Genomic DNA, 21,041 nt, shown 5'->3' on the forward strand with positions numbered 1-21,041 from the left:
AGATAAGGTCAGCTTATCCAAATCGCAGGAATCGTCGTTTTTGGAAAGCTTTTTCATCGCCTAGAGTGGGCCTTATCAGATCGCCAGCCTGGATCGACACCGATGGACCATCGCGACATCATCGCGTCACTTACCCCGGAAGAGCGCGGTCGCCTTACCGCCAAGTCCAACGCTGCGGGTCTCGTTCAGCTCGGCGCTCATTGGGGGGCGATTGTGATCATTGGATCGCTGATCGCCGCGAAAGTACCGTTCTGGCCAATGCTGATGCTGCCGCAAGGCATCCTGATCGTCTTCCTGTTCACGCCGCTTCATGAGACGGTTCATCGCACGGCCTTCGACACGCAGTGGCTGAACGATCTCGTCGCGCGGATGTGCAGCCTGGCGCTGGCGCTGCCGGCCGAGTGGTTCCGCTATTTCCATTTCGCCCACCATCGCTTCACGCAGGACCCCGAGAACGATCCGGAGCTGGCGTTTCCGAAGCCGGAAACGCCAGGGCAGTATCTCGTGCATGTTTCCGGCATCCCGCTGTGGTGGGGTCATTTCAAGACGCTCTACGCGAATGCGGTTGGCGGCAGCCAGGAGAGCTATGTACCGCCGAAAGGCCGACCCAAGGTGCGGGCCGAAGCACGCGCCATGATTGCGTTCTATGCCGTCGTCATTCTGCTCGCCGTCTACTTCCGGCTCTCCGTGCTTCTCTATGTCTGGATCATTCCCGCCCTGTTGGGGCAGCCGTTTCTGCGCCTCTATCTGCTCGCCGAGCACGGCCGCTGTCCATTCGTGGCCAACATGCTGGAGAATACGAGAACCACGCTGACCAACTGGGTGGTGCGCAAACTGGCCTGGAACATGCCGTTCCATGCCGAGCATCATGCCTATCCCGGCGTGCCGTTTCATCAACTGCCGCAGTTTCACGCGCTGATCGAGCGACACCTGAAGGTGGTCGAGCCGGGCTATGTCAGCTTCCACGAGAAATACATCGAGACATTGCGCTGAACCGCCAGCCCTCAGCCGGTCTGGCTGCGTAGCGCACGCGCCTTCAACAGACGCTGGATGTCCGCCGCCTTCGAGGGGACACCGATCAGATAGCCTTGCGCCTCTTCACAGCCATTGTCGCGCAGCATGTCGAGTTGCACCTCGGTCTCGACGCCCTCGGCGGTGACGACAATGCCAAGCTCGTTGCCGAGCCCGATGATGGTGCGGACGATCGCCGCCGTGTCGCGATTGCCCATGTCGCGGACGAAGGAGCGGTCGATCTTGATCTTGTCGACCGGGAAACGCCTGAGATAGCCGAGCGAGGAATAGCCTGTGCCGAAATCATCCAGTGCGATGCGGATGCCGACATCGCGCAATTGCCGCAGCGTCGACAGCACGGCCTTGCTCTCGTCCATCAGCACGGTTTCGGTGATTTCCAGTTCCAGCTGTCCGGCCGGCACGCCTGAAAAGGCCAGGGCCGAGATGACGCTACGGGCAAACCCTCCGCTTTTGAGCTGCACGGCCGAGACATTGACCGCGATGCGCAGACCAGGTGGCCAGCTGGCCGCCGCCGCGCAGGCTTGCCTAAGCGCCCATTCGCCGAGCGGCACGATCAGGCCGGTTTCCTCGGCGACCGGAATGAACGCGTCCGGCGCGACATTGCCGCGCGCAGGAGAATGCCAACGCATCAAGGCCTCGGCGCCGATGATCTCGCCGGAGGCGATGTTCATGATGGGCTGGAAATCAAGATCGAACTCCTGGCGCGGCAGCGCCGCGTCGAGGTCGACCTCGAGCGCCCGCCGGGCCTGCACGATGGCATCCATCGCGGGCTCGAAGAAGCGATAGAGGTTTCTCCCTTCGCTCTTGGCCCGATAGAGCGCCGTATCCGCGTTTTTCAGCAGCGTGTCGGCGTCCCTGCCATCTTCGGGGAAAACGGCGATGCCCAGGCTGACGCCGATATGCATCTCCCGGCTCTTGTCGCGAAACGGTTTTGCGATGGCCTCGACGATGCGCTTCGCCAGTTTTTCAGCATCGGCGATGCCCCTGGAGTTGAACTGCATGACGACGAACTCGTCGCCGCCGAAACGGGCGACGACTTCTGTCTCATTGCGCAGGCAACGCTGTAGCCTCTCGGCGACGCTTTTCAGGAGCCAGTCGCCGGCGGGATGTCCCCAGGTGTCATTGATCGCCTTGAAGCGGTCGAGATCGAGCGAGAAGATCGCAAGCTGCGGTGCCGCCGCATCCTCCAGCGCCAGGTCGAGCCGTTCGCGAAACATCGAGCGGTTGGGCAGTCCGGTCAGCGTGTCGTGATGCGCAAGATGGATCATGCGCTCTTCCGTGCGTCGACGTTCGGTGACATCGTCGAAGGTCACCACCCAGCCGCCGCCGCTCATCGGCTGGCGCGTGACCAGAATCGTCCTGCCGTCGGTTAGATAACGATAGGCTTGGTGCATTTTTCCCGCCGCCAGGCAGGCCTCGGTCTTTGCGACTTCGCTGTCGACGTCGATCTTCTGGTAGATGCCGAGTTCCAGCAGTCTTTCGAGCGCGTCGCGATGCGTGGCTCCAATCGGAAAGTCCGCCGCGGTGACCTTGTACACCTCCAGAAAACGCCGGTTGCGTACGATCATCTTGCCGTCGGCGTCGTACATCAGCAGGCCTTGCGACATGTTGGCGAGTGCCGCGTCGAAACGGCGATGCTGCTCCTTGAGGTCCTGCTCGGCGCGCCGCTGTTCGGTGATGTCCTCGTAGATCGAGACCCAACCGCCCAGGGCCAGCGGGCGGTGCGAGATGTTGATGATGCGACCATCCGACAGGGTCTCTTCGTAGGTCGAGGGTTTCGCCTGGTCGATATAGGGTTTGCGGATGGCATAGAGCTCGCCGGCGCTTTGCGAGGCAACGCCGATGTCGACGCTGTGCCGCAGGATGTCGATGAAGCGGATGCCCGGTCGTACCAGCTTGGCGTCGAGGCGGAAGATGTTGATGTAGTTGCCGTTGCAGATGATCATGCGTTCGTCGGCGTCGAACATGCACAAGCCATGCGACATGTTCTCGACAGCGGCTGAAAAGCGCTCGTTTTGTTCGCGCAACTCGTCGTCCATACGGCGCGGGCGCTCCACGCCTTCGGCCGGCCGCTCCGGGACGATCGAACCATCCTTGACATCCACGACGGGCATGAGGCGCGCCTGCGGTGCGTGATCGAACACCACACTGTTGCCCGTTCCGGTTAATTTAGCGTTCTCTACCCTACCGCCGATGTCGCAAGTGGATGCCGCGACTTCTCAAGCACTGAAAACCGCCTCAGGAAGGCATCCTGCGCCCAGGTCACCGAGCGTGGTGTGAAATCGAAGCGCTCGGCGGAGAAACCGCGCGGACGGCCGAAGAATTCAGTCGCTTCGGCGGTCGAGAAGCCGGCAAGCAGCGTCGCCTCGAAATAGGCGGCGATCTGGTCGGCGCGCTTGATGTCCCTGCGTAGCGCCGCGGCAGGTTCGGGAGACAGTGAGAAGCGCAGATGGATGGCGCGCTGCAGGCGCAACTCGCAGTCCTTGTAGCTGCCGCCCATCACCGACTTGAACGGCGAGATCATGTCGCCGATGACATATTCAGGCGCATCGTGCAGCAGTGCGGTGAGCCGGTCGGAGGCCGAAGCTTGCGGCACCAGATCATTGAACAGGGCTTCAACCAGCAGCGAATGTTGAGCAACCGAGAATGCATGCTCGCCACTGGTCTGGCCGTTCCAGCGGGCGACGCGGGCGAGCCCATGGGCAATGTCCGAAATCTCGATGTCGAGGGGCGAGGGGTCGAGCAGGTCGAGCCGGCGGCCGGACAGCATGCGCTGCCAGGCGCGCGGCGGCGCCCCGGTGCGGTCCGCCGCCATCAGGCTTCCTCCGCGCTGACGTTTTCCTGCGGAAAAGCGAACTTGGCCCAGTTGGGAATGGCCATCGCCACCGGCACATCGCCGGCCAGGATCGGCTGGCCGGCGTCGAGCGCCGCCTTGACCCTGTCGATGCGGGCAATGGCAAGCCCGATGTCGCTGACGCTCGAGCCGAGCGTGCCGACCGGCCGCCCCTCGACGGTGAGTTCGGTGCCGGAGGCGGGCAGGGCAAGCCCGGCCTGCACGATCAGCACGCGCCGCCTCGCCGTGCCGCGATGCTGCATGCGCGAGACCACTTCCTGGCCGACATAGCAGCCTTTCCTGAAGCCGACGCCGCCGGTCTCGTCGAGAAGCACGTCATGCGGGAAGGCGTCGCCCAACGCATAATCGGCACCGCTCTCCGCGATGCCGTGAGCGATGCGGAAGGCTTGCCATGCAGCGATGTCGCCGACGTCCGCAATGCCGGCATAGGTGCGTGTGACGCTTTCCCCAGCAAAGCGCTTGTCGGCAAACGCGGTTGAATCATTTTCTGAGACGATTGGCTCTTTTCCCCACGCAACAGCGACAAGGGACTGTTCCGACTTGGCAATCTCGACCTTGGCGCGAAGCTTGTAGAGCGTCAGCCGGCGAATGAAATCTTCTGAAATGTCTGCACGGCATTCCAACCGGAAGGCGTTTTCGCCGGCACGCGAGATCAGGAAATCGAACAGGATCTTGCCTTGCGGCGTCAACAGTGCGCCCGGCTTGGCTTCGCCGGCGCCGAGCGTATCGAGATCTGTGGTCAGGATGTTTTGCAGAAAGTGCTCGGCATCCGGGCCGGAGACGGAGATGAGCGCGCGGTCTTTCAGCAGGGCAAAGGGCATGGGAGGATAAGAGCCTGATCTTGCAAAACGGTTGGCCATTACGTAAGCCGCTGATACTCCCCCCGCAAGAGAGCATGGCCATGACCTACGACCTCATCCTGACAGGCGGCACAGTGGTCAACCATGACGGCGAGGGGGCACGTGATATCGGCGTGAAGAATGGACGCATCGCCGCGATAGGCGATCTCCGCCAGGCCTCGGCCGGCGAGACGATTGATTGTGGCGGCCTGCATGTCCTGCCGGGCGTCATCGACAGCCAGGTGCACTTTCGCGAGCCGGGACTGGAGCACAAGGAAGACTTGGAAACCGGCTCGCGGGCGGCGGTGCTTGGCGGCGTCACCGCGGTGTTCGAGATGCCCAACACCAACCCGTTGACCACCAGCGAGGCAACGCTGGCCGACAAGGTGCGGCGCGGCAGCGGCCGCATGCATTGCGACTTCGCGTTCTGGGTCGGCGGTACCCGCGACAACGCCAGCGATGTCGGCGAGCTAGAGCGGCTGCCGGGCGCCGCGGGCATAAAGGTTTTCATGGGTTCGTCCACCGGCGACCTGCTGGTCGAGGATGACGAAGGCGTCGCCTCGATCCTGCGGAACACCCGTCGCCGTGCCGCCTTTCATTCGGAAGACGAGTTCCGGCTGCGCGAGCGGCTTGGTGAACGCATCGAGGGTGAGCCGTCATCGCATCCGGTCTGGCGCGACGAGATCGCCGCCTTGCGTTGCACCGAACGGCTGGTGCGCATCGCGCGCGACGTTCGTGCCCGCATCCATGTCCTGCACATCTCGACCGCCGAGGAGATCTTGTTCCTCGAACAGCACAAGGACGTCGCGACCTGCGAAGCGACCCCGCACCATTTGACGCTGAGCGCCGACGACTATCCCAGGCTCGGCACGCTGATCCAGATGAACCCGCCGGTGCGTGCCTCCCGCCACCGCGATGGCGTCTGGCACGGCATCTCGCAAGGCATCGTCGACGTGCTCGGCTCCGATCACGCACCGCACACGCTGGCCGAAAAGGCAAAGCCCTATCCGGCTTCTCCCTCGGGCATGACCGGGGTCCAGACGCTGGTGCCGATCATGCTCGACCACGTCAACGCGGGCCGGTTGACCTTGCAGCGCTTTGTCGACCTGTCCAGCCACGGCCCGCAGCGCATTTTCGGCATGGCCAGAAAAGGCCGCATCGCCGCCGGCTACGATGCCGACTTCACGGTTGTGGATATGAAGCGGCGTCAGACCATCACCAATGCGCAGGCTGGTTCAAGGGCGGGCTGGACGCCTTATCACGGCAAGGAAGTCACCGGCTGGCCGGTCGGTACCGTCATTCGCGGCCGCCGCGTCATGTGGGAAGGCGAAATCGTGACGCCCGCGCAAGGCACGGCGGTGGAGTTTTCCGAGGCCCTTGTCGTCTGAGCTTCCTTTCCCCTTTGATCAGAGGCAAAGCTCTCAGTCTCCGGCGACGAAAAATGTCCACTGGCCTGCGGGCGTGATGCCGACGCGATAGAAAATATAGGCGCCGAACTGCTTCATGTCGTCGAAATCGCCGGCGGTGACGATCTTGAACAGTTCGACCCGCTGCTTGGCGTCCAGCTTGTCCAGCGGTAGCGCGAAGAAATACGGCCAGACATAGAGTTCCTGGGCTGTTCCGGCGTCGATATGGACATAGCCGGCGCTCAGCACTTCCTCCAGGATGGCCAGGATCTCCTGGCCGTCAGGGTCGCCGGACAGACCTTTGAGGAAGGCGATGGCGTCGCCGTCGATGTCGGCCAGCGACAGTTGGGTCATGCTGTCGCCCTTGCCGATCAGGGGCCGGAGCTTTTCAATGTCGCCGCTCTTGCAGGCCTCGATGATCAGATCATGCATACGCCGCACGGGCTCGGGCAGCTTGCTGAGGTCGTAGACGACCTCAGGCAAGGGTGCCTCGGGATCGACACGCGGCCTGTTGCTGCCGCCGTCCGCTGGACTATCGGGCTCCGCCGCGTCCGGAGCGGCCGGCTGCTGACCGGTTGAGGGCGGCGTTCCGACTGGGTCGGGCATGGGAATCGCGCCGCCGGGCGACGAAACGTCGTCATCCGCTGACGGTGTGACAGGCGAGGGAAGCTCTTCGCGTTGGATCTCGCTCAGCGCATGGGCAGGGCTGCTTGCCAGGCACGTCGCAAAGGCAATCGCGGCACAGCACGCGGCGAGACGGATGTAGAGGACCAAGCCTTTCGGCCGGCCTGACATCGGAAAATTCACTGCCCGTATCTCCTTGGCTCCCGGGTACGATGCCCAAACGGCACTCGATCGTCAAAGAACCGGATGTCGGTTCAGTGCCGCAGCCGCTCGGGTTCGAAGGCGCCAGCAATCACCTTTTCACGCATGCGGTCGAGCAGGGCAAGGGCCGATGTCTCGCCGTTGGCGCGCAACATTTCACCAAACGCGGTCTCAAGCGCCGCCTCGGCAATGATCTCGGGCTCGATGCCGGCCGAAAGGCCCTCTGCCCAGGCTTCGCTGTGGCTTTCCACCGCCGTCAGGCGTTTTTCTTCCCTGACCAGCGCGTCGATGTCGTTGACACCATGTTCCATAAGCGATGTCCACCCTTTCAAGCTGCGATCCATCGGTGCGGATCAGGCTTGATCTGTTCCGTTTGCACGCAGCCTTAAGTAAGTATCTGTAAATACGACCTTTTTTTGATCGTCCTTTACAGCAGACGGCTGTGTCTGGCGAAGCTGCGTTTCAACCCGGATCAAACTTAGCCGATTAGGCCGGCCTGCGGGGTGAAAACCTTCAGTTTGAGTTAATTTCGGATTCTTGTGGTAACGTTTGATTAACGTTGTTGCAGAAGTGCAACATCAGGATTGCACCAAGACACAGACCGCTACAAGCCGGATTTGTCCGATAGGCCCAGCGACGGCTCGGATATCTGTTGATGGATGCCTAATTCCCGTAGCGCGAGGCGATGTCGCGCGACAGCGTCTCGCCTTCCTTCATGTAGCGGCTGATGGCTTCCGTGGCTGAAACCGTGCATTGCGTATAGGTGCCTCCGAAGGAACGATAACCGCGATTGAAACTGGCGATGAAGCGGGCGCGACGCTCCGGATCCGGATTTTCCGATTCGAGCAGTTTTTCCATTTCGCCACGCCACTGGTCGCCCTTCTCGCCGCACAGATTGCGCAGGAAATGCAGCGATCCCAGCACCTCCGCCAGCCGCATCAGTCCCGGCTCGAACGGCGACTCGGCGCCGAACGCCGGCACGGCCACGGCCGTGCTGGCGGCAAGGCACAAAGCGACGAGGAAAGGAGCGCGGTTCATAAGTCTATGTGGCCAAACAATTTGTCGCCTGCAAGGCGTTTCCGGCATTGCGGTCGGGGAATTCAACGGCTTTCAGGGAAACCAGCGGGTCGGCCAAGCAGATCTTCCGCCACTGCGAACACCGAGCCGGCAAGCGGCAGTGCCGCCATCTCGCGGAGCGTGTAGAAGGCTGCTGTCTCGGCATCGTCACTGGCCACGGCCACGCCGCCGGCATAGTCGGCGCCGAAGACCGTGAGGCGGTAGTCGACAGGGTGGGAATCGTCCCTGCCGTCGATATGAATTTCCCGAAGCGGGCGCAAACCGGTGGCATGCAAACCGGTCTCTTCCAGCAGCTCGCGCTTGGCGGCATCCTCCAGCGTCTCCCCGGCCTCGACCTTGCCGCCCGGAAAAGCGTAGAGGCCCTGTGAAGGTTGCCGCGCCCGCTTGACCAACAGCACGGTGTCGTCACGCACCACGGCTACCGAGACCGCCGGCAGTATCTTTCGTGTATCGTTCATGGCTCCCAACCGTTCGGCCGCCGCAGCCCGCTGTGGACGGTCGCCGCCGGACAGCTTTAGCGGTTGCAGTGCGGCTGTTCCATCGCCACTTTCTGGCGGAACCATTCGAAGGCAGGAGCAATCCATCATGTGCGGACGTTTCGCCCTGACCGCCGCACCGAATCAGACCGCTGCCTTCCTCGGCCTGGCGGAACTGGAGGATTTCCCGGCGCGCTACAACATCGCGCCGACGCAACCGGTGCTGATGGCGACCGCCGGCGCGCCGCGGGCGCCGGGTTCCAATCTGCCGGATCGGCAACCGATGCTGGTGCGCTGGGGGCTCATTCCCACCTGGGTCAAGGACACGAGGGAGTTTCCGCTGCTGTTCAACGCGCGCTCGGAAGGCGCAATCGAAAAGGCCTCGTTCAAGGCCGCCATGCGCCATCGCCGCGCGCTGGTGCCGGCGTCTGGATTCTACGAATGGCGGCAGAGCGGGGGCAGGAAGGGGCAACCCTACTGGATCCGGCCCAGGCATGGCGGCCTGGTCGCCTTTGCCGGCCTGATCGAGACCTATGCCGAGCCCGGCGGTTCGGAAATGGACACCGGCGCGATCCTGACGGTCAACGCCAATGCCGCCATCGCCCACATCCACGATCGGATGCCCGTGGTCATCGATCCCGGCGATTTCGCCCGCTGGCTGGATTGCCGCACGTTGGAGCCGCGCGATGTCGCCGACCTGCTGCGGCCGGCGCAACCCGATTTCTTCGAGGCGGTTCCCGTCTCCGACCTGGTCAACAAGGTCGCAAACACCGGTCCGGAGATTCAGCAGAGGGGCGAGGTCGGGCCGGAGCCCGAGAAGACCGGGCGCCGGAAGCCCGGCGCGGACGACAGTCAGATGACGTTGTTCTAGCGGAAGTTTCTGTCTGGAGGCTTGTACGCCTCATGCCCGGCGCCCTTGGCGCCGGCCGCACTCTGCTTCAGGCAGCGCGGGGCGACACGATCTTCGGCGCCGGCTTCTTCTTCTTCGCGGTGTGAAGGAGGGCGGCGACGATCGCGGCCGGGCCGATGGCGCGATAGTGGCTGGCCAGCGCAGGTTGCTTGGCGCGGGTGGCTTCTTGCTTGCTTCGAGGCATGTTTCTCTTCCCAGGTAACGTTTTCGTGTTCGCGTTTGACCGTTGAATCCGACCAAATCGTGACGTTTGGTGATCTAGCCGGCGAATGTTTCATGACTGTGCCGACATGTTTAATAAAATGTTTCATTGCCTGATTCCGCGTGATCGAGCGACGCGTTTGCCAACCTTTACTGCGTTTTTCTCGGTGTCAGCGGCTTGACGGCAACACTGACCAAGGCGATAAAGCCGCCCATGAAAACGTCTTTCGCCATTTGTGGCATTTGCATTATTGGCTAGCCTCGCGCTGGTCCGGACGTTTTCGCCTCATCTTTTCCCAGAGTGGACAAACGCCCCGGCCAGCAGGCTGGAGCCTGATTTGCGCCTCGGCGCGGGGCCGGCTCCATCCAGATAGAAAGTTCTGAACCGGGAAGGCATGGAATGTCCGACGCATCGCAGGGCCTGCGGCTCTACAACACGCTGACGCGCACGAAAGAGAATTTCGTTCCGATCGATGCGCTGAATGTGCGCATGTATGTCTGCGGCCCGACCGTCTACGACTTCGCCCATATCGGCAATGCCAGGCCGGTCATCGTCTTCGACGTGCTGTTTCGCCTGCTGCGCCATCTCTATGGGCAGGCGCATGTTACCTATGTGCGCAACATCACCGACGTCGATGACAAGATCAACGCGCGTGCGCTGCGCGATTTCGGTAGTGAGATATCGGCCGGAAAGCTGTCGCTCAACGAAGCGATCCGGCGGGTGACCGAAAAGACCGCCGACCAGTTCCATAGGGATGTCGCCACGCTCGGCTGCCTTGAGCCGACGATCGAGCCGCGCGCCACCGAATTCGTCGAGCCCCGCGCCGACGGCAAGGCCGACATGATCACCTTGATCAAAAGCCTGATCCAACGCGGCCATGCCTATGTCGCGGCGGGCGAAGTTCTGTTCGACACCGCGTCGATGCCGGATTACGGCCAATTGTCGAAGCGCAATCTCGACGAACAGCAGGCCGGCGCCCGCGTCGCCGTCGACGCGCACAAGAAGAACCCTGGCGATTTCGTGCTGTGGAAGCTGTCATCGCCGGAAGAGCCGGGCTGGCAGAGCCCATGGGGCAGGGGCCGGCCGGGCTGGCACATCGAATGCTCGGCGATGTCGGCGGCCTATCTCGGCGAGGTGTTCGACATCCATGGCGGCGGCCTCGATCTCATCTTCCCGCACCATGAGAACGAGATCGCCCAGTCGCGCTGCGCCCACGGCACATCAGTCATGGCCAAAGTCTGGATGCACAACGGCTTCCTCCAGGTCGAAGGGCAGAAGATGTCGAAGAGCCTCGGCAATTTCTACTCGATCCACGAACTGCTGGAGACCGAGACCTTCGGCGGCCGCGACTGGCCGGGCGAGGTGCTGCGGCTGGCGATGCTGATGACGCACTACCGCGAGCCGATCGACTTTTCAGTGCGCAAGCTTGAGGAGGCGGAGAACACGCTGCGCAAGTGGAAACGCGCGGCGGATCTGGCGCCTGCGGCAGGGCGGTTGCCGGTGGAAGTCGTCAGTGCCTTGTCGGACGATCTCGCCACCTATGCCGCCTTCCAGGTGCTGACGCAGTTGGCCGGCGAGGCCGCGGAAAGCAAAGAAGCCGCCGCCGCGCTGAAGGCGTCACTGCTGTTCCTCGGCTTCGATGTTGCCTCGGCAGAGGTCGACGAAGATAAAGTCGCCAAGGCGATCGCCGATCGCCTTGCCTTTATCGCGGCCAAGAACTGGGCCGAAGCCGACCGCATCCGCGACGAGCTTTTGGCGCAAGGTGTACAGTTGAAGGACGGCAAGGATCCGGCCACTGGCGAACGCATCACCACCTGGGAGGTAAAGAGATGATCGACCATCTCGGCATCGACGTTGCAGATTTCGACGCTTCGAAGGCTTTCTACGACAAGGCGATGGCGCCGCTTGGTGCTTCCCTGCTCTATACGGTGCCGCTGGAATACACCGGCGGCGCAAAGGTGGGAGGCTATGGCCGCGATCGGCCGGTGTTCTGGCTGCAGGAAGGCAAGCAGGGGGAAAAGGCCAATCAGCATGTCGCCTTCACCGCGCGCAGCCGCACCGAGGTCGATGCTTTCCATGCCGCGGCCCTCGCCGCCGGCGGCAAGGACAATGGCGCGCCGGGCCTGCGCCCGCACTATCATCCGAACTATTATGGCGCCTTCGTCTTCGATCCCGACGGCAACAATGTCGAGGCCGTCTGCCATGACCCGGAGTGAGCCATGAGCCTTGACAACCGGCCAGTCTACACAGGCGGCTGCCAATGCGGGGCGGTGCGCTTCCGTGTCGAAGGTGCGCTCGGCGACGCCTCGATCTGCCACTGCCGGATGTGCCAGAAGGCGAGCGGCAATTTCTACCTGCCGTTGGTCTCGGTGCGCGGCGCCAGGGTCGACTGGACACGCGGCGAGCCCAAGCGCTTCCGTTCCTCTAATGCCGCCTGGCGCGGCTTCTGCGGCGACTGCGGCACGCCGCTGACCTTCGAGGCGCCCGACGGCATGGCGCTGGCGATCGCCGCCTTCGACGATCCGGCTGGTATCACGCCGACCATCCAGTGGGGTACGGAGGCAAAACTGCCTTATGTCGACACTATTCCACAACTGCCGGGCGAGGACACGATGGCGGACATGGATTCGGCTCCCTATCTCGCCGAGCTTGTGTCCTACCAGCATCCCGATCACGACACCGACCAATGGCCGCCGGAGGAAAGACAATGACCGAAACTGTTCGAACCGGCGGTTGCCAATGCGGCGCCGTGCGCTTCCGCATCAAGGGCGCGCTCGGGCGCCCGTCCATCTGCCACTGCCGCATGTGCCAGAAGCAGTTCGGCTCGTTCTTCGGTGCGCTGGTGACGGCACCCAGTGACGGTGTCGAATGGACGCGTGAGGAACCAAGCTATTTCCAGTCTTCGGTCAACATCGATCGCGGTTTTTGCGCTCGCTGCGGCACACCGTTGACCTACCGCCAGCCCGGCGGGCTCGAGATCGCGATCGGCGCCTTCGACGACCGCTCGGATCTGGCGCCGCAAATTCAGGTCAACTATGCGGCGAGGCTGCCCTGGGTGGAAACGATATTCGGGGCGCCGGTCCATGACGATCCCGATTTTTACGCAAGGCAGGAGCAGATTATCTCCTTCCAGCATCCCGATCACGAAACGGCCAACTGGCCGCAACAGGGCCTGAAACTATGAGCTTGCGCACCCTCTACCCGGAGATCGAACCATTCGACAGCGGCATGCTCGATGTCGGCGATGGCCATCAGGTCTACTGGGAGCGTTCCGGCACCAAGGGCGCCAAGCCGGCCGTATTCCTGCATGGCGGACCGGGCGGCACCATCTCGCCCAAACACCGGCGGCTGTTCGACCCGAAACTCTACGACGTCATCCTGTTCGATCAGCGCGGCTGCGGAAAGTCGACGCCGAACGCCTCGCTGGAAGCCAACACGACCTGGCATCTTGTCGCCGACATCGAGCGCTTGCGCGACATGGCCGGCTTCGACACATGGCTGGTGTTCGGCGGCTCCTGGGGCTCGACGCTGGCGCTCGCCTATGCCGAGACGCACTCCGATCGCGTCAGCGAGCTGGTCGTGCGCGGCATCTACACGCTGACCCGCGCCGAGCTCGAATGGTACTATCAGTTCGGCGTCTCCGAGATGTTTCCCGACAAGTGGGAGCGTTTCGTGGCGCCGATCCCCGAAGCCGAGCGCGGCGACATGATGGCCGCCTACCGCAAGCGGCTGGTTGGCTCGGACCGCGAGGCGCAGCTGGAAGCAGCCCGTGCGTGGAGCCTGTGGGAAGGCGAAACCATCACACTGCTGCCGGAGCCGGAAACCAGCGACAAGTTTGGCGAGGACGACTATGCCGTCGCCTTCGCTCGCATCGAGAACCATTATTTCGTCCATGCCGGCTGGCTGGAGGAGGGGCAGCTTCTGCGCGATGCCTGGAAGCTCAAGGATATCCCCGGCACCATCGTCCATGGCCGCTACGACATGCCATGTCCGGCACGCTATGCCTGGGCGCTGCATAAGGCCTGGCCGAAGGCCGATTTCCATCTGATAGAGGGCGCCGGCCATGCCTATTCGGAGCCCGGCATCCTCGACCGGCTGATCCGCGCGACGGACAAATTTGCAGGTAGATGACCATGACCCGCGAGCGCCTCTATCTCTTCGACACCACATTGCGCGATGGCCAGCAGACGCCGGGCATCGACTTTTCCGTCGAGGACAAGATTGCGATTGCAAAACTGCTCGACGATTTCGGCATGGACTATGTCGAGGGCGGCTATCCCGGCGCCAATCCGACCGACACGGCCTTCTTCCAGCAGAAACGCACGGCATGCGCCAAATTCGTCGCCTTCGGCATGACCAAGCGGGCAGGAGTCTCCGCCTCGAATGATCCCGGCCTTGCGGCCCTTGTGCAGTCGAAATCCGACGCCATCTGCTTCGTCGCCAAGAGCTGGGACTATCATGTCCGCGTCGCGCTCGGCTGCACCAATGAAGAGAATCTGGAATCGATCAAGACTTCGGTGGAAACCGCTGTCGCCTCGGGCAAGGAGGCGATGGTCGATTGCGAGCACTTTTTCGACGGCTTCAAGGGCAATCCGGATTATGCACTGGCCTGCGCCAGGACGGCATACGACGCCGGCGCACGCTGGGTAGTGTTGTGCGACACCAATGGCGGCACGCAGCCTTCGGAAGTGCGCACCATCCTCGCCAAGGTCATCGCATCCGGCATTCCCGGCGATCATCTGGGTATCCACGCCCACGACGACACGGGCCAGGCGGTTGCGAATTCCCTGGCCGCGGTCGAGGCCGGCGTACGGCAGATCCAGGGCACGCTGAACGGCATAGGCGAACGCTGCGGCAACGCCAACCTGATCTCGATCGTGCCGACACTTGCGCTGAAGCCGGCATTCGCAGATCGCTTCGAGACGGGCATTTCGGCCGAAGCGCTGACCGGCATTTCCCGTCTGTCGCGCGCATTCGATGAATTGCTGAACCGCGCGCCGGAAGCCCAGTCGCCCTATGTCGGCGCCTCGGCTTTCGCCACCAAGGCCGGCATCCATGCTTCCGCACTCGCCAAGGAGCCAGCGACCTATGAGCATGTGCCGCCGGAATCCGTCGGCAACCGCCGTCGCGTCATGGTCTCGGACCAGGGCGGCAAGGCCAATTTCCTCGCGGAGCTGAAGCGGCGCGGCATCGAGGTGCCCAGGGACGATCACCGGCTCGACGCGCTGATCGCGGTCGTCAAGGAGCGCGAGGCCGAGGGCTATGCCTATGAGGGCGCCGATGCGTCCTTCGAGCTGCTCGCCCGCAAGATGCTGCACGGCCTGCCGGAATTCTTCAACGTCACCTCGTTCCGCTGCATGGTCGAGCGCCGCTTCGACGCCAATGGCCAGCTGAAGACGGTGTCCGAAGCGATCGTGAAAGTGCTCGTCGACGGCGAGGAAAAAATGTCGGTGGCGGAAGGGCACGGCCCGGTCAACGCGCTCGACATCGCGCTGCGCAAGGATCTCGGCAAATACCAGAGCGAGATCGTCGACCTTGAGCTCGCCGACTTCAAGGTGCGTATCCTCAATGGCGGTACCGAGGCCATCACCCGCGTCCTGATCGAATCGCATGACGGTACAGGCGCGCGCTGGTGGACGGTCGGGGTTTCCGAAAACATCATCGACGCCTCGTTCCAGGCGCTGATGGATTCGATCATCTACAAGCTGATGAAGAACCGTGAGATGGCCGGGCTTGTTGCCGCCGAATAAGGTTGAACCATCAGCGAAAGTCCATTGATCCATCAGAACTTTGCGATGGTCTTACCAAGGTTACTGGGCCATAGCGTTGGGCCATGGTCACTAAAGCAATTACCATGGACGCGGAATCGAAGGCCCGTCGCGGCTTCCTGCTGGCGCTGGGCGCCTATCTCTTGTGGGGGATGCTGCCTTTCTACATGAAGGCCGTGGCGCACCTGCCGCTAGCCGAGGTGATCGCCCACCGCATCGTCTGGTCCGTGCCGATCGCCGCGGCGGTCCTGGTGTGGGCCGGTCGCACGGCGGACTTCAAGGCGGCACTTCGGTCGCCCCGCACCATTGCCATGGCGGCGCTGACGGCGGCGCTGATTTCGGTCAACTGGGGCATCTACGTCTGGGCCATCGCGGTCGACCGCACCGTCGAGACCGCGCTTGGCTACTACATCAACCCGCTGGTCAGCGTCGTCGTCGGTGCGCTGCTGCTTGGCGAGCGGCTCGACCGTCTGCAGATCGCGGCGGTGGTGCTGGCGACGGTTGCCGTCACGGTGCTGACAATCGAGGGCGGCAAGCTGCCCTGGGTGTCGTTGGCGCTGGCGTTTTCCTTCGCCGCCTACGGCTTCTTCCGCAAGACGCTGCCGATCGGGCCAAGCCAGGGCTTTTTGCTCGAAGTGCTTTTGCTGTCCGTGCCGGCTCTTGGCTATATCGTCTACCTGATCGCGACGGGACAGGACCACATCGTGTCGAGCACCGGCGCCGACACGGCGTTGCTGATGGGCTGCGGTCCGGTCACGTCGGTGCCGCTGCTTTTGTTTGCGTTCGGCGCCAAGCTCTTGCGCCTCTCGACTATCGGCATCATGCAATACATCGCGCCGACCATGGTTTTCCTGATCGCGGTTCTGGTCTTCGACGAGCCGTTCGGCACGGCACAAGCCATCGCCTTTGCCCTGATCTGGACGGCGCTGGCGATGTATTCCTGGTCGATGTTTCGCAATCGCGAGGTCCGCCCAGCGATGCCAGCAACGAGGTAGAAGCTGCGATGTATATCTTGCATATCGGCAACAAGAATTACTCTTCATGGTCGCTGCGTCCTTGGCTCTTGATGCGGGAACTGGATATTCCATTCGAGGAGCGGTTGACGCCATTTACGGTAGGAGCGAGCTGGGACCTTTACCGGTCGTTCACACCGAACGGCCGGGTGCCGTGCCTCATCGACGATGGTTGGGTGGTCTGGGATTCGCTTGCCATCGCTGAGTATCTGGCCGAGCGCCATCACGGCGTCTGGCCGGTCGAGGCCAAGGCCCGCGCCTGGGCGCGCTCTGCCGCCGCCGAAATGCATTCGAGTTTCACGGCGCTGCGCAATCTGTGCCCGATGAGCTGCGGCCTGCGGGTCGAGCCGTTTCCGATGCCGGATGCACTGAAGCACGATCTCTTCCGCCTCGGCGATCTCTGGAACGATGGCCTTGCCCGGTTCGGCGGACCGTTCCTCGCCGGCGCCAGCTTCACCGCCGTCGATGCCTTCTTCGCTCCGGTGGCGTTCCGGGCGCAGTCTTATGGGCTCATCTTCGACGGTGCGGCGGCTGCCTATCCTCAGCAATTGCTCGCTTTGCCCGCGATGCAGGAATGGTATGCCGCTGGCCTGGCCGAGACCTGGCGCGAGCCCGACCACGAAGCGGAAATCCGCGCCGCCGGCACGATCATCGAGGATTTGAGGGCATCGGCGTAGCGCCGCTTGCGGCTACATCTGCCCGAGCCGCCTGACGAAGAGATAGGTCACGCCCGCGATCAGCAGCGAGACCGCCGTCACCACCCAGAAACCCATCGGCGTGTCGACCAGGGGCAATCCGCCGACATTCATGCCGAACAGGCCTGAGATGATGGTCATTGGCAACAGCACTGCCGTCATGACGGAGAGCACGTAGAGAAGCTGGTTCGACTGCATGGTCAGTTTCGCCATCAGCTCGTCCTGCAACAACCTTGTGCGTGCCTGCAACTGCTCGCCGTCATTATAGAGGGTGAGTGCCCGGTGCGAGAGTCTGGCCGCCATATCATTGATCCGATCGGGCAGCTCGTCGCGATGCGAATGGTCGAGATGCCGGAACAGGTTGGTGAGCGTCGCCATCTGCCGGTGGATCACCACCAGTTGCCGGCGCGCCTCGACCAGCGCCTGGCGTTCATTGTGCCATGCATCGCGCACAACGCGGTCCTCTATGCCGTCGAGCGCGTCGCCAAGCTTGCCGAGCTCAGCCGACATGCCGTCGAGCGACTGGCTCATGACCGCCTCGATCAGGTCCGATGGCGAGCGGAATTTCCGCGATCCATTCTCCACCGCCCTGCGGACGGCGTCGACCGATTCCAGCGGCTGTTTGCGGGCGCCGATCAACATCGTGTCGTTGAAGGCAAAGCGGAAATGGACGAGCCCGCGCGCCTCCGAGAAGTCGTGCTTGAGGTCCGGCAGATCGCCATAGAGCCAGCCGTCCTCATAGTCGATGTGGCAGCCATGGCTGGGGGCGAGGAATGCGTCGCGCGCCGGGGCCGGCAGCGCCAACTCGGCGCCGATCTCCTGGCGAGCGTGGAGGTCGGTGACCTGGTAGCTGCGCCAGCTCCAATGCGCTTGCGCCGGATCCTTGGTGCGCACGCCTTCAGCGGTGAAATGGTAGGTGAAGAACAGCCCGTGTTCATCGGGCAAATAGGGCGAAAGGTCGGTACCTTCGCCGGGGAGGGCGATGTTCACTGTCGCTTCTCCAGATGGTCCAAGCAACGAACCGCGCAAGCGGCTCAACGCCAGGGTCTTAGCATGCGAGAAGCCGGTTTCGTGTGACAGTTTCTTGACATCTGCGGATCTCGCTGTGTCGAGCAGGAGCGCGGTGACGGCGCCTTCGCCGCCACCGCATCGCGATAGCGCCAACTCAGTGCTTCGGCCCAAACCCGGGGTAGGGGTTGAGCGGCACAATCGCCGCGATGTCCATCATGCCGGCCTTGACCAGCGGCAAGGTGGCGAGATGGCCGCGCACTTCGGCGTCGTCAGTTGCCTCGAACATCATGCAACTGCCGGGGATGTCGCCACGGTTCCAGACCTGGCGCACCGCGCCTTCGGCGTAGAGCGTGCGGCGCTGCTCGGCCTCGCCGGGCAGGAGCGGCGCAAAGTCGGCGTCGCCAAACTTTGCGGTGTTACGGGTGAGAAGGGCAAAGAACTGCATGTCGGTCTCCTTTGGTTGGGATGGCCGACTATCCCTTTTGGCTGGTCAGACTGTCCAAGACTGATTAGGATAAAGTTGAGACCTTCGAGGTCGTACGGCTCGGAGAAGAAGTGTTCGACCTGCGCCAACTCCGCTACTTCATCACGGTCGCCGAAACCGGCAATGTCGGTCGCGCCGCCGAAATCCTGCACATCTCGCAATCGCCACTCAGCAGGCAGATCATACACCTCGAGGAGCAACTGGGCGTCACTCTGTTCGAACGGGCAAAGCAGCGGGTTCATCTCAATGCGGAGGGCCGCGCCTTCCTCACCGAGGCCCGCGCCCTGATTGCCAATGCGCGGCGCGTGGAGGAGTTCGGCCGCAACCTCGCCAGCGGCGCGGTTGGCCGTCTCGCCATCGGCTATGTCGAAGGCGCCGTGCATGCTGGCCTGGTCGCCGGCATGCTCAGGCAATTCCGCCGCGAGCGGCCGCGATTGCATCTCAGCCTGATGAGCCTGCGCTCTGCCGCGCAGTTGGAAGGTCTGCGCCAGCGCACGCTCGATCTCGGCCTGGTCTATTCGCCGCCGCCGGCCGACTATCCCGAAATTGCCTCGATGCTGGTCCGCCGCGAGCTGCTGATGCTGGCGATACCCGAGGGCGATGCGCTTGCGGCTGTCGCCGAGATCGGTCCGCATCATCTCGACGGCCGCCCGTGGATCACCGTGGTGCGTCAGCCCGCCGACACCAACCGCGGCCAGTTCCTGGCCGCTTGCATCGAGGCTGGCTTCGTGCCCGACATCGCCTATGAGACCGCCGATCCCTTGACCTCGCTCGGCTTGGTCAGCGCCGGGCTGGGCCTGGCGACGGTGCAGGAAAGCCTGCGAGGCGCCGCGCCGCCGGGAATAGTCTTCCGCGACCTTCCCTGGTTCAAGCGCAGCGTGGCGATTTATCTCGCCTGGCGTCGGCAGGACGAGCGCGCGGTGATTGGGGATTTGCGGAAGGCAGTAGCCGGTAGCCAGTAGCCAGCCCCTATCGCCTACTGCCCATTGCCTACATTTTATCGATCACCGACTGCACGCCCTCGGTTGGGGCGTCGACGGAGGAGCCTGCCACCATGATGGCAGCGACGATGGCCTCCGGGTCGTTGACGACCAGCGGCTTGACCCGTTGCGCGGTGTGGATGAAGCCCTCGGCCGTCATGTGTTCAAGCAACGCCGTCATCGGGTCCCAGAAACCGTTGATATTGCCGAAGACGATCGGCTTGCGGTGGTGGCCGAGTTGCGCCCAGGTCATGATCTCGACGATTTCCTCGACTGTGCCGATGCCGCCCGGCAGCGCCACAAAGGCGTCGGATTTCTCGAACATCTTATGCTTGCGCTCGTGCATGTTGTCGGTGATCAGCAACTCGTCGAGCCGGTCGAGCGCGGATTCGGTTGCTTCCCTGTTGATCAGGAAGCGGGGAATGATGCCGGTCACCTTGCCACCGGCCTTGAGCGCGCCTTCGGCGACGGCGCCCATAATGCCTCTGGTGCCGCCGCCATAGACCAGCCGCAGGCCCGCCTTGGCAATCGAGCGTCCAAGCAGGTGCCCGGCCTTGGCGTAGATTTCATCGCGGCCCGGAGATGAGCCGCAATAGACGCAGACTGATCGAATCGTGTTCATGCGGATGATTGGTGATTGGGTCTGAAAGCGTGGTCAAGCCCCAAGGGTTGACAAGCCCGGGCTTTTTCTCGTCGGCCCGTTTTTCTTGTCGGCATTGGCAAAACACGCTAGACCGGCATTAGGTGGCTAAGGGGTAGGGAAATATGGCAATTAATCCATTGAAGGCGTTCCTGTTCGCGGCGGGTGGGACCGTCGCGGCCGCGGGAACCGCCTATGTATCGGGCGCGCTCGACCCGTATCTTCATCCAACACCGCCGGCGGAGGTCGCGGCCTTGGCGCCGCCCGAGGCGCCGAAACCGGCTGCCCCCGGCACGGAAGGCCGACTGCCGGCGCCGGCGGTGCCGGCCGCTCCCGCCGCGGCACCACAGGCGACTGCTCCAGCCGCACCGGCGACAGAGGCTAAGGCTCCGGCAGCGCCTGCACCGGCCGCACCCGTAGCAGCCGGCCCGATCTCGCCGACTTTCGATGTCGTGCGCGTCGAGGGCAATGGCTCGATCGTCATTGCCGGTAATGCAGCGCCCAATTCAAAGGTCGAGATCCTGAGCGGCACGACGGTGCTTGGCTCGACTGTGGCCGGTCCCGATGGCGCCTTTGTCATCGTGCTCGACGACCCGCTGAAGCCTGGTGACTATACGATTGCCTTGCATTCGACCGTCGGCACGGTCGTGACCGTCTCGGTGCAGACCGCTGTCGTTTCGGTTCCCAAGGATGCCGCCGGCCAAGTGCTGGCAATGGTGGAAGAGCCGGGCAAGCCGGCGGAACTGCTGACGGTCCCGGCGCCAGAGACCAAACCGGCAGCACCTGCCACCGGCGACCAGACAGCTGCTCCGGCTGCTCCAGCGCCGGC

Annotated in this window: 23 protein-coding genes and 1 pseudogene; 13 read left to right on the plus strand and 11 right to left on the minus strand. The window is 63.2% G+C overall.

The features are described from left to right. Positions 1-102 precede the first annotated feature (102 nt). The gene (locus C1D09_RS06345; protein ID WP_143973481.1) at positions 103-993 is read left to right on the plus strand and encodes a fatty acid desaturase family protein; all 891 of its coding nucleotides are present in this window, start codon (positions 103-105) and stop codon (positions 991-993) included. Positions 994-1,004: 11 nt separating this feature from the next. Here the strand turns inward: C1D09_RS06345 and C1D09_RS06350 are convergent, their stop codons facing one another. The 3 genes from C1D09_RS06350 to ygfZ all read right to left on the minus strand — a co-directional run bounded on the left by C1D09_RS06350 (position 1,005) and on the right by ygfZ (position 4,707). After that, positions 1,005-3,146, minus strand: coding sequence for a putative bifunctional diguanylate cyclase/phosphodiesterase (locus C1D09_RS06350; RefSeq protein ID WP_143973482.1), 2,142 nt, complete (start codon positions 3,144-3,146; stop codon positions 1,005-1,007). Between the two features lie 65 nt (positions 3,147-3,211). Next, positions 3,212-3,847, minus strand: a complete 636-nt coding sequence (locus C1D09_RS06355; RefSeq protein ID WP_143973483.1) for an HD domain-containing protein — start codon at positions 3,845-3,847, stop codon at positions 3,212-3,214. Next, complete coding sequence (gene ygfZ, locus C1D09_RS06360) at positions 3,847-4,707, minus strand: CAF17-like 4Fe-4S cluster assembly/insertion protein YgfZ (RefSeq protein ID WP_143973484.1); 861 nt, start codon at positions 4,705-4,707, stop codon at positions 3,847-3,849. Before ygfZ ends, C1D09_RS06355 begins: the two co-directional genes overlap by 1 nt. A 74-nt stretch (positions 4,708-4,781) precedes the next feature. Here ygfZ and C1D09_RS06365 point away from each other — a divergent pair, with 74 nt between their 5' ends. Then, entirely contained in the window at positions 4,782-6,113 is a 1,332-nt protein-coding gene (locus C1D09_RS06365; RefSeq protein WP_167514505.1) for a dihydroorotase, read from the plus strand. A 33-nt stretch (positions 6,114-6,146) separates the two neighbouring features. Here C1D09_RS06365 and C1D09_RS06370 read toward each other — a convergent pair whose 3' ends face one another. From C1D09_RS06370 to C1D09_RS06385, 4 genes are all read right to left on the minus strand, one after another. Beyond that, entirely contained in the window at positions 6,147-6,938 is a 792-nt protein-coding gene (locus C1D09_RS06370; RefSeq protein ID WP_167514506.1) for a hypothetical protein, read from the minus strand. 71 nt (positions 6,939-7,009) lie between these two features. After that, positions 7,010-7,267, minus strand: a complete 258-nt coding sequence (locus C1D09_RS06375) for a hypothetical protein (protein ID WP_008874920.1) — start codon at positions 7,265-7,267, stop codon at positions 7,010-7,012. A 352-nt stretch (positions 7,268-7,619) separates the two neighbouring features. After that, positions 7,620-7,994 (minus strand): TIGR02301 family protein, encoded by a 375-nt coding sequence (locus C1D09_RS06380; protein ID WP_143973486.1) that lies wholly within the window; start codon positions 7,992-7,994, stop codon positions 7,620-7,622. Positions 7,995-8,056: 62 nt separating this feature from the next. Further along, the gene (locus C1D09_RS06385) at positions 8,057-8,491 is read right to left on the minus strand and encodes an NUDIX hydrolase (protein ID WP_143973487.1); all 435 of its coding nucleotides are present in this window, start codon (positions 8,489-8,491) and stop codon (positions 8,057-8,059) included. A gap of 127 nt (positions 8,492-8,618) precedes the next feature. Between C1D09_RS06385 and C1D09_RS06390 the strand changes: the two genes are divergently transcribed. Further along, the gene (locus tag C1D09_RS06390; RefSeq protein WP_143973488.1) at positions 8,619-9,380 is read left to right on the plus strand and encodes an SOS response-associated peptidase; all 762 of its coding nucleotides are present in this window, start codon (positions 8,619-8,621) and stop codon (positions 9,378-9,380) included. 67 nt (positions 9,381-9,447) lie between these two features. Here C1D09_RS06390 and C1D09_RS06395 read toward each other — a convergent pair whose 3' ends face one another. Next, complete coding sequence (locus C1D09_RS06395) at positions 9,448-9,603, minus strand: hypothetical protein (protein ID WP_095203266.1); 156 nt, start codon at positions 9,601-9,603, stop codon at positions 9,448-9,450. A gap of 417 nt (positions 9,604-10,020) precedes the next feature. Here C1D09_RS06395 and cysS point away from each other — a divergent pair, with 417 nt between their 5' ends. From cysS to C1D09_RS06435, 8 genes are all read left to right on the plus strand, one after another. Beyond that, complete coding sequence (gene cysS / locus C1D09_RS06400; RefSeq protein WP_143973489.1) at positions 10,021-11,454, plus strand: cysteine--tRNA ligase; 1,434 nt, start codon at positions 10,021-10,023, stop codon at positions 11,452-11,454. Beyond that, positions 11,451-11,837: a VOC family protein gene (locus C1D09_RS06405; protein WP_143973490.1), complete on the plus strand. Its 387-nt coding sequence runs from the start codon at positions 11,451-11,453 to the stop codon at positions 11,835-11,837. The genes cysS and C1D09_RS06405 overlap by 4 nt, the downstream gene beginning before the upstream one ends. A gap of 3 nt (positions 11,838-11,840) precedes the next feature. Then, entirely contained in the window at positions 11,841-12,332 is a 492-nt protein-coding gene (locus C1D09_RS06410) for a GFA family protein (protein WP_143973491.1), read from the plus strand. Then, positions 12,329-12,805, plus strand: a complete 477-nt coding sequence (locus C1D09_RS06415) for a GFA family protein (protein WP_143973492.1) — start codon at positions 12,329-12,331, stop codon at positions 12,803-12,805. Before C1D09_RS06410 ends, C1D09_RS06415 begins: the two co-directional genes overlap by 4 nt. After that, positions 12,802-13,752, plus strand: a complete 951-nt coding sequence (pip, locus tag C1D09_RS06420) for a prolyl aminopeptidase (RefSeq protein WP_143973493.1) — start codon at positions 12,802-12,804, stop codon at positions 13,750-13,752. Before C1D09_RS06415 ends, pip begins: the two co-directional genes overlap by 4 nt. Continuing rightward, positions 13,749-15,371 (plus strand): citramalate synthase, encoded by a 1,623-nt coding sequence (cimA, locus tag C1D09_RS06425; protein WP_208760352.1) that lies wholly within the window; start codon positions 13,749-13,751, stop codon positions 15,369-15,371. Before pip ends, cimA begins: the two co-directional genes overlap by 4 nt. A gap of 83 nt (positions 15,372-15,454) precedes the next feature. After that, complete coding sequence (gene rarD, locus C1D09_RS06430) at positions 15,455-16,384, plus strand: EamA family transporter RarD (protein ID WP_143973494.1); 930 nt, start codon at positions 15,455-15,457, stop codon at positions 16,382-16,384. Between the two features lie 8 nt (positions 16,385-16,392). Then, positions 16,393-17,079: a glutathione S-transferase family protein gene (locus tag C1D09_RS06435; protein ID WP_143973495.1), complete on the plus strand. Its 687-nt coding sequence runs from the start codon at positions 16,393-16,395 to the stop codon at positions 17,077-17,079. Between the two features lie 12 nt (positions 17,080-17,091). Here C1D09_RS06435 and C1D09_RS06440 read toward each other — a convergent pair whose 3' ends face one another. After that, complete coding sequence (locus tag C1D09_RS06440) at positions 17,092-18,087, minus strand: transporter (protein ID WP_143973496.1); 996 nt, start codon at positions 18,085-18,087, stop codon at positions 17,092-17,094. Positions 18,088-18,262: 175 nt separating this feature from the next. Continuing rightward, positions 18,263-18,553: a muconolactone Delta-isomerase family protein gene (locus C1D09_RS06445; protein ID WP_143973497.1), complete on the minus strand. Its 291-nt coding sequence runs from the start codon at positions 18,551-18,553 to the stop codon at positions 18,263-18,265. Positions 18,554-18,663: 110 nt separating this feature from the next. On the opposite strand from C1D09_RS06445, the gene C1D09_RS06450 reads away from it, so the two are divergent. Continuing rightward, positions 18,664-19,554, plus strand: coding sequence for a LysR substrate-binding domain-containing protein (locus tag C1D09_RS06450; RefSeq protein WP_143973498.1), 891 nt, complete (start codon positions 18,664-18,666; stop codon positions 19,552-19,554). Between the two features lie 28 nt (positions 19,555-19,582). Here C1D09_RS06450 and C1D09_RS06455 read toward each other — a convergent pair whose 3' ends face one another. Beyond that, on the minus strand, positions 19,583-20,194 hold the full coding sequence (locus C1D09_RS06455) for an LOG family protein (RefSeq protein ID WP_143973499.1): 612 nt from the start codon (positions 20,192-20,194) through the stop codon (positions 19,583-19,585). Between the two features lie 143 nt (positions 20,195-20,337). Here C1D09_RS06455 and C1D09_RS06460 point away from each other — a divergent pair. Then, a pseudogene (locus C1D09_RS06460) lies at positions 20,338-21,041 on the plus strand (peptigoglycan-binding protein LysM); the annotation flags it as partial.

Source organism: Mesorhizobium intechi (assembly GCF_002879535.1).
GTDB lineage: Bacteria > Pseudomonadota > Alphaproteobacteria > Rhizobiales > Rhizobiaceae > Mesorhizobium > Mesorhizobium intechi.